Origin of the sequence: Pseudomonas sp., from assembly GCF_035277045.1 — a bacterium.
Taxonomy (GTDB): domain Bacteria; phylum Pseudomonadota; class Gammaproteobacteria; order Pseudomonadales; family Pseudomonadaceae; genus Aquipseudomonas.
Genome location: NZ_DATELE010000250.1, coordinates 1 through 6,735, shown reverse-complemented (window position 1 = coordinate 6,735; position 6,735 = coordinate 1). Strand labels below are relative to the sequence as shown.

The window sequence follows — 6,735 nt, the reverse complement described above, 5'->3', positions numbered from 1 at the left end:
CTGAGAGTGCTCTGGTACATCTCGAACAGGCCACCCACACTCGGCGATAACAGTTCTTCGGAGATCTTGCCGCTGACCGAGCCCAGACGCCTGCGTTCGCCTGCCCGTACAACCCGGCCGGTTTCCGCCAGGGGCTGGGTGTCTGAGGTAAAGAACCAGTTCAGCGGCACACCCAAGGTCATGGCAATGCGCTTCAGGTCGGAGATAGGGACCTCCGCGCGACCACGCTCGAGCTGGCTGATGAAGCTGATCGACCGACCCGTTGCAAGGGCGATTTCCGCCAGCGTCCTGGCGCGCGCCTTGCGCAGCTTGCGAATTTCTTCGCCCAGTTTGACGCGATCAGTGGTCGCGTCGCCCCTGATCTCACCCTCGGTAAGGTCAGTATTGTCACTCGGCATTTTATCTCCTTGCCAGGCGATGGCGTTAGGTCAAGGGAAAATAGCGAAACTTCCTCTCCGGACAAAGAAAAAAATTCCTTTTTTTGCTGCAGACCAGCGGTCGTGTTGACCTTCACGTAAGTCCGTGGGCGCTTGCCAGGGCAGAGGGTCATTGGATCATTTATCAGCACAAATAAAAAATAGCGAATTATTTTTCTTGAGTAGATAATAAGTAAAAAATTATTATGCAGGGTAACCGTTGATAAGTGGTTGCGTACAGGGAGAATTGGTTTTCGAGGGCGTCTCGGCCGGCTCGACCGCATGCTGTTTTGAAATCGCTATAAAGGGAAGTCATCGTGGTAGAAGAAGCATTCCCCGGCCGGTTGGGCCGGGCGTGGCTGGCAATCGTAGGGACGGTCATATTCCTGGCCGGCATTTATTTCGTAGGGGGCGGCGGCTGGCTAGCCTGGTTGGGGGGTAGCTGGTACTTCCTGATCGCAGGCCTGGCTTTGGTCGCCGCCGGTTGGCTGGTAGCGCGTCGCCGGTTGCTCGGTGTCGTACTCATGCTATTGGTTGTGGTCTGCACCGCTATCTGGGCGCTCCTGGACGTGGGGCTGCAGTTCTGGCCGCTGCTCTCTCGGCTCTTCGCTTTTGCGATAATCGGGGCCGTGCTGGCATTCTCCGTCCCTTTGTTCACGCGGGCACGAGGCGTGCGCATGGCGGGGGCCGCGGTGGGTGCCGTGACCTGTGTCGGTATCGTCATGACGGCGATCAGCGCATTCGAACCCAAGAATGTCATCCGTTCCGCCGAGGCTGTGATGCCCGCGCAAGATTCGCCGGCAGCCGCTCAGGCGCCCGATACGGGTGACTGGAACGCCTGGGCAGGAGATTCGCGGGGCTCACGCTTCTCGTCTTTGGCCGATATCACTCCGGAAAACGTCAAAGGCCTGAAAGTGGCCTGGACCGCTCACACGGGCGAGGCAGTCGTCCCGGGGGTAGGCGATGCCGAGGACCAGAACACGCCGCTGCAGATCGGCGACAGCGTGTTCGTCTGCACCACCTACGGCACTGTAATTTCCTATGATGTCGATTCGGGCAAGGAAAACTGGAGGTTCGCCGCGGGCAAGGGTAATTCCACCTACCAGCGCTGCCGCGGAATCGGCTATTTCGATGCTCAGGCAGCGACCAAGGTTGCCGATGCGCCAGGCGCTCAGCCTGATGCACCTCTGGATGCCTCTGTCAGCCCGCAACGTCTGTTCTTCCCGACCGGCGACGGTCGCCTGATGGCCATCGACATCCATACTGGCCAACCTGCTGCCAACTTTGGTGACAACGGCACGGTCGATCTGAAGGTCGGCATGGGTGAAGTCAAGCCTGGCTACTATCAGCAGTCCTCGACACCACTGGTGGCGGGCAACTTGGTTATCGTCGGCGGTCGGGTGATCGACAACTTCGAGACCAACGAGCCGTCAGGCGTAGTGCGAGCCTATGACGCGGTGACTGGTGCGCTGGTCTGGGCGTGGGATCCGGGCAACCCCGATGTCACGCGCGAACCGCTGTCGCCTGAAGGCTACACGCGTGGCACGCCAAACGTCTGGGTGGCCATGTCGTATGATGCCGAGCTGGGCCTGGTATACCTGCCTACCGGCAACGCGACGCCAGACTTCTTCGGCGGCACCCGCACCGAGCATGACGACAAGTGGGGCTCCTCGATCGTTGCGGTTAACGTTGCGACCGGCCGTCCCGTGTGGTCGTTCCAGACCGTGCACCACGATGTCTGGGACTTTGACGTCACCGGCCAGCCGCTGGTGCACGACATTCATAACGATGATGGTTCGGTCACCCCGGCGCTCGCCGTGACCTCCAAAACCGGCATGATCTACCTGCTAGATCGCCGCAATGGCAAGCCGCTCGCCGATATCGAAGAGCGTGCTGTCCCGAAGGGCGACATCGAAGGTGAACGGTATTCTCCAACCCAGCCTTACTCGGTAGGCATGCCCAACATGGGCAACGAGGTCATGACCGAGTCGGACATGTGGGGTGCTACGCCGTTCGACCAGCTGATGTGCCGTATCCTGTTCAAGTCCAGCCGCTATGAGGGCGTCTTCACGCCGCCAGGCCTGGACCGGGCCATTCAGTATCCAGGCTCCCTGGGCGGCATGAACTGGGGTGGCGCATCGATCGATCCGCGTTCCAACCTGATGTTCGTCAACGATCTGCGCCTGGGCCTGTATCACTATCTGATCCCGGTGAAGGACCTGCCGGAAGGGCAGGGCAGCAGTGAAGGCATGGGCATCGTCATGCAGAAAGGGCTGCCGTACGGCGCGATGCGCCAGCGCTTCATGTCGCCGCTCGGTGTGCCTTGCCAGGCGCCGCCATTCGGTACGCTGTCGGCGGTCGACCTGAAGACCCACAAGCTGGTCTGGCAGGTGCCGGTCGGTACCGTGCAGGACACCGGCCCGCTGAACATCCCGACCGGGCTGCAGCTGCCACTGGGCATGCCGACCCTCGGCCCGACCCTGGCCACCGGTTCTGGCCTGGTGTTCTTCGCCGGTACCCAGGACTTCTACCTGCGTGCCTTCAACAGCCACACCGGCGAGCAGGTCTGGAAATCGCGGCTGCCGGTGGGTAGCCAGAGCGGTCCGATCACCTACCGCTCGAAGAAGACCGGCAAGCAGTATGTCGTGATCTTCGCTGGTGGCTCTCCGCACTCGACAGAGCGCGGCGACAGTGTGATCGCCTACACCTTGCCGTAAGCGCAAGCTGCTGCTGAATGACCCGAGTTCGATGTGAGTCGAGCTCGGGTTGTTCGTTTCTGGCGCCCGGCGCTTGGCTCTGCTTGGTAAAAGCTACAGGTACCAAGGAATTCATGTCGACGATGACACAACCGCTCATTTACGCGGATCTACGCCTGGAGACCCACCGGCGCCGACTTTGTTGCAATGAATCCTCCTGTGTGTTGAAGGCAACTGCTTGCCGGTTGCTTTCGTTGCTGATGGAAAATGCGGGCCAGGTGCTCAGCCGCCAGCTCATTTTCAAGCATGTCTGGGGATACGACTTTGATCCCGGCACCAAGCGCCTCGAGGTACAGACGCATTACCTGCGCAGCGTGCTGGCGCTGCTCGGCTCGGAGCTGAAAATCAGGACTTACCGCAGCCGCGGGCTATGCCTGGAAAGCCACAGATTGCATTCAATATTGCCTTGATGCTCCGCGAAGGGATTGATCTGCCGATCGCGTTGAGTGCCCGTCTGATCTCCTTCGCAATGCCAGGTACCCAAGGAAGTAGAACTCCCTGAAGCGGCAGGGCTCAAAAGATGAGCTGTCCATTTATAAGGAGTAATCAATGAGCAAGATTCACGCAGGTGCGGTGGCGCTGTCGGCTTTTCTGTTCCTGGCAGGCTGCGACAAGGCCGAGGAAGCTCAAGAGCATCGTGAGCAGGCCCAGCAGAAAATGGATGAGGCCCAGGAGAACGTCAACGACGCAGCCCGGGAAAATGCCAAGGCCGCCAAAGCCCAAGCCGAAGCTGACCGCACTCGGGTGAAGGAGGCAAGCGGCCCTGCGCCACAGAACCCTGAGCTCAAACCGGTCGAACCTGCCCCTGCGCCCGCTGGCGCAGAGAGGCAGTAAGTCCCACGGGCCCGGGTGACGTTTGTCCGGGCTGCGTATCTCTCAATAGCCGCCTCGCAAGGTTGGCCGCCCTACGGCACAAGCCCTCACGTCCCCTCCATCGGTGCTATCGATGTTTCCGCCAATCAGAAACGCGTCTGGATCTTCAGGCCAACGACAACCGCATCGTCCACTTCATCGACCCCGCCTGGGTGCCTGACATACTGCAGGTTGGGCCTGACCATCAGCCACTTCGTCGCTTGCACGCCGTAGAACACCTCCGCGCTGTATTCCTTGTCCTGCACCGGTATGAACCCAGGATCGTCGTATGAACCGATGCCGGACATGGCATTGAGCAACGCCTGGCGTTTCTCGAAGCGCGGACTGACCTCAACCCGGCCGAGGGCAATGCCCAGCTGGTCGGAAGGCCGGCTGTCGAAAGGGCCCTGAATTGTCATCCCGACATTGAGCGAGCTGCGGATGTAGCTGGTGTCCTTCTGGTTGAAGTGGGCCTGGGTAAACAGTTCCACCGGCCTGTCCGGGTCATTGCCGACGAGCGCCACCTGCTGGCGCAGCACGGTCCAGAAACCGTGACTGGTGCTGTGACGTTCATACCCGCCCTCCGGGGTGAGGGGCTGGGGCTGGCCGTCGGCGCCCATGTACACATCATCCGCGTCGGCGGTGGAGACGAACGCGCCGAGGCGTACTTCTGCGGGAAGTCCACGAAGACCTTGGGCCGTCGTGTAAATGGCTTCAACTGGCATGATGACGCCCTTGCCGCCCGAGAAGCTCATCTTGAAACCGCTGTCGTTGGACTGCAGCGAAGGATTTTGCTCGAACACGGCAGCTTGCACCGCCAGCTCGGCCGTCAGCTGATACTTGAGCTGCAGACCCCATTGGCTGACCGGGAAGTTGTACCACACCGTCCCGGTGCTCGAACCACCGGTGTTGCCGCAGAACAGCAGGTTCTGGAAATCGCAGGGAAACTCGCCGAATTCGCCGAGGCCGAACCGGCCGGCACGCAGGCTCAGCCTGTCATCGAGGAATTTCTGCCGGTACGACAACTCCGCGAGGCGCCATATCGAGCCGCGGCCCCACACCTCTTGGGTGGAGGTCAATTGCCCGCTGCGGGGATCGATCAGCCGCTGGTTGGTGATGTCTTCGCCGTTGCGGTTGGTGATGTACAACTGCAGCGAGGCGTCCTCCCAGCCAAAGGTACGCTGCAGGTCAACGCCCAGACCGAACAGGAGATCATCGGCGTAGGTGACTTTTCGGTCCTGGTTGAAACCACCGTCGGCGTTCCAGCCCAGCTCGTTGGTGTAGTTGAGCGTCAGGTCATAACCCTGCTCGAGCAGCGTCTGGCGAGCGCCATCCCAGTCGCCGGTCATCCAGCGTGAGCCTGCGGCGAAAGGCTCCTCGGCACAGGCGGCGGTCATGCCGAGCGAAAGGGTCAACAGTGTGATCATCGGGCACAGCGAGAAAACAGGACGTGATTCTTTCACGGTCATGCTCCAGCAGACGATAGGGTACGGGGTGGGCCCAAGGGCCCACCCGCCAGCGTTGAAAAAAGGAAGGTTTCAGCAGCAGGTGTAGGGCGCGGCGTTGCGTCCGTGATCGCCAATCCAGCGATTGATGGCACTGATCACGTGACCCACTACCTGGCGGTGCTCGGTGTCGTTGGGGATGTCGTGGTAGCCGCCGGCTATCTCGACCACGTGGGCATGCGGGATCAGCCGTCCCCAGCGCTGGGCAAGCGCGGGCGGCGCGAACACGTCATGCTCCCCATTGATCAGCAAGACAGGAATATCGAGCTGCGCCAGGCCTTTGTTCAGTGCTTCTGTCTGCTGGCTGATTGCCTGCCACAGGTTGGCCTCGGCGGGCGCGGTGTCGAACTTGAGCGGGTCATGCTCCAGCGCATCCAGGTAGGAGGCGTCTTTCGACATGATCAGCTCGAGGCCTTCCTCGATCTCTGGCAGCCCCTCGAACGGTGCCCCCGTCAGTACCACGCCCGCTGCCGCCGGTTTGAGCGATAGGGCAAGGCTTGCGCCGGTGATCCCGCCCAGCGAGTGCCCCACGATCACCAGGGGACGGGCAGGGTGGCGCTCTCTGATCAGGCGTGCGAGGTCACGTGCATGCTCGACCAGCTGGTCGACGGATTCGAAGTGCCCAGGCGTGCCTCCCGACATGCCGTGGCCGACATGGTCGATGCCCCATACATCGAAACCGGCATGACCGAGCGCCGCGGCAAAGCGGTGGTAGTGGCCGGTGTGCTCGCCAAAGCCGTGCAGCAGAAGGACCGAGGCCAGCGCATCGTCGCAGTCCCAGTTGCGGTAGTAGTACTGGCTGGCGCCAGTCGTGCGGATAGGCATGGCGTCAGTCCTTTTTCGCTTGAGCGTTGCGCAGGTCTTCGAACCAGTTCGGGTTGGTCATCCACTCCACCGGGATCGGTGGGCTGGGGTACCCCGCGACCAGGATCACGTTGCTGTGCACGCCGTAGTCGCCGGTCTGGATGAAGGCTTTGCAGCGGTTGCGCAAGTCATAGAACTCCGGCAGGTAGCGCAGCTCGTGAATATGCTCAGGGCCGGTGAGACCCTGCACGAACTCTCTCATGACAGGATTAGCCTGGCGCATCTCCGCGGTCACGAATGCGGCCTCGAAGTCGCCCACTTCCCAGAGCGCTGGCAGTAGTTGTTCGACCGTTGGGCAGCCGGTGAACAGGGCGACATCGATGATTTCGACATCCGGGTCCA

Annotated in this window: 7 protein-coding genes; 3 read left to right on the top strand and 4 right to left on the bottom strand. The window is 61.2% G+C overall.

Going from position 1 to position 6,735, the window contains the following annotated elements; all coding sequences use genetic code 11:
* A partial coding sequence (locus VJS90_RS14085; protein WP_324122258.1) for a helix-turn-helix transcriptional regulator occupies positions 1–398 on the bottom strand: 398 nt, incomplete at its 3' end.
* A gap of 335 nt (positions 399–733) precedes the next feature.
* On the opposite strand from VJS90_RS14085, the gene VJS90_RS14080 reads away from it, so the two are divergent.
* The 3 genes from VJS90_RS14080 to VJS90_RS14070 all read left to right on the top strand — a co-directional run bounded on the left by VJS90_RS14080 (position 734) and on the right by VJS90_RS14070 (position 4,006).
* On the top strand, positions 734–3,133 hold the full coding sequence (locus tag VJS90_RS14080) for a membrane-bound PQQ-dependent dehydrogenase, glucose/quinate/shikimate family (protein ID WP_324122257.1): 2,400 nt from the start codon (positions 734–736) through the stop codon (positions 3,131–3,133).
* A 113-nt stretch (positions 3,134–3,246) separates the two neighbouring features.
* Entirely contained in the window at positions 3,247–3,582 is a 336-nt protein-coding gene (locus VJS90_RS14075) for a winged helix-turn-helix domain-containing protein (protein WP_324122256.1), read from the top strand.
* Between the two features lie 139 nt (positions 3,583–3,721).
* Positions 3,722–4,006, top strand: coding sequence for a hypothetical protein (locus VJS90_RS14070; protein WP_324122255.1), 285 nt, complete (start codon positions 3,722–3,724; stop codon positions 4,004–4,006).
* A gap of 125 nt (positions 4,007–4,131) precedes the next feature.
* Here VJS90_RS14070 and VJS90_RS14065 read toward each other — a convergent pair whose 3' ends face one another.
* From VJS90_RS14065 to VJS90_RS14055, 3 genes are all read right to left on the bottom strand, one after another.
* Entirely contained in the window at positions 4,132–5,487 is a 1,356-nt protein-coding gene (locus tag VJS90_RS14065) for a carbohydrate porin (protein WP_324122254.1), read from the bottom strand.
* A gap of 75 nt (positions 5,488–5,562) precedes the next feature.
* Positions 5,563–6,354, bottom strand: a complete 792-nt coding sequence (locus tag VJS90_RS14060) for an alpha/beta hydrolase (protein WP_324122253.1) — start codon at positions 6,352–6,354, stop codon at positions 5,563–5,565.
* A 4-nt stretch (positions 6,355–6,358) separates the two neighbouring features.
* Positions 6,359–6,735 (bottom strand): RbsD/FucU domain-containing protein (locus VJS90_RS14055; protein WP_324122252.1); only part of this gene is annotated, 377 nt, incomplete at its 5' end.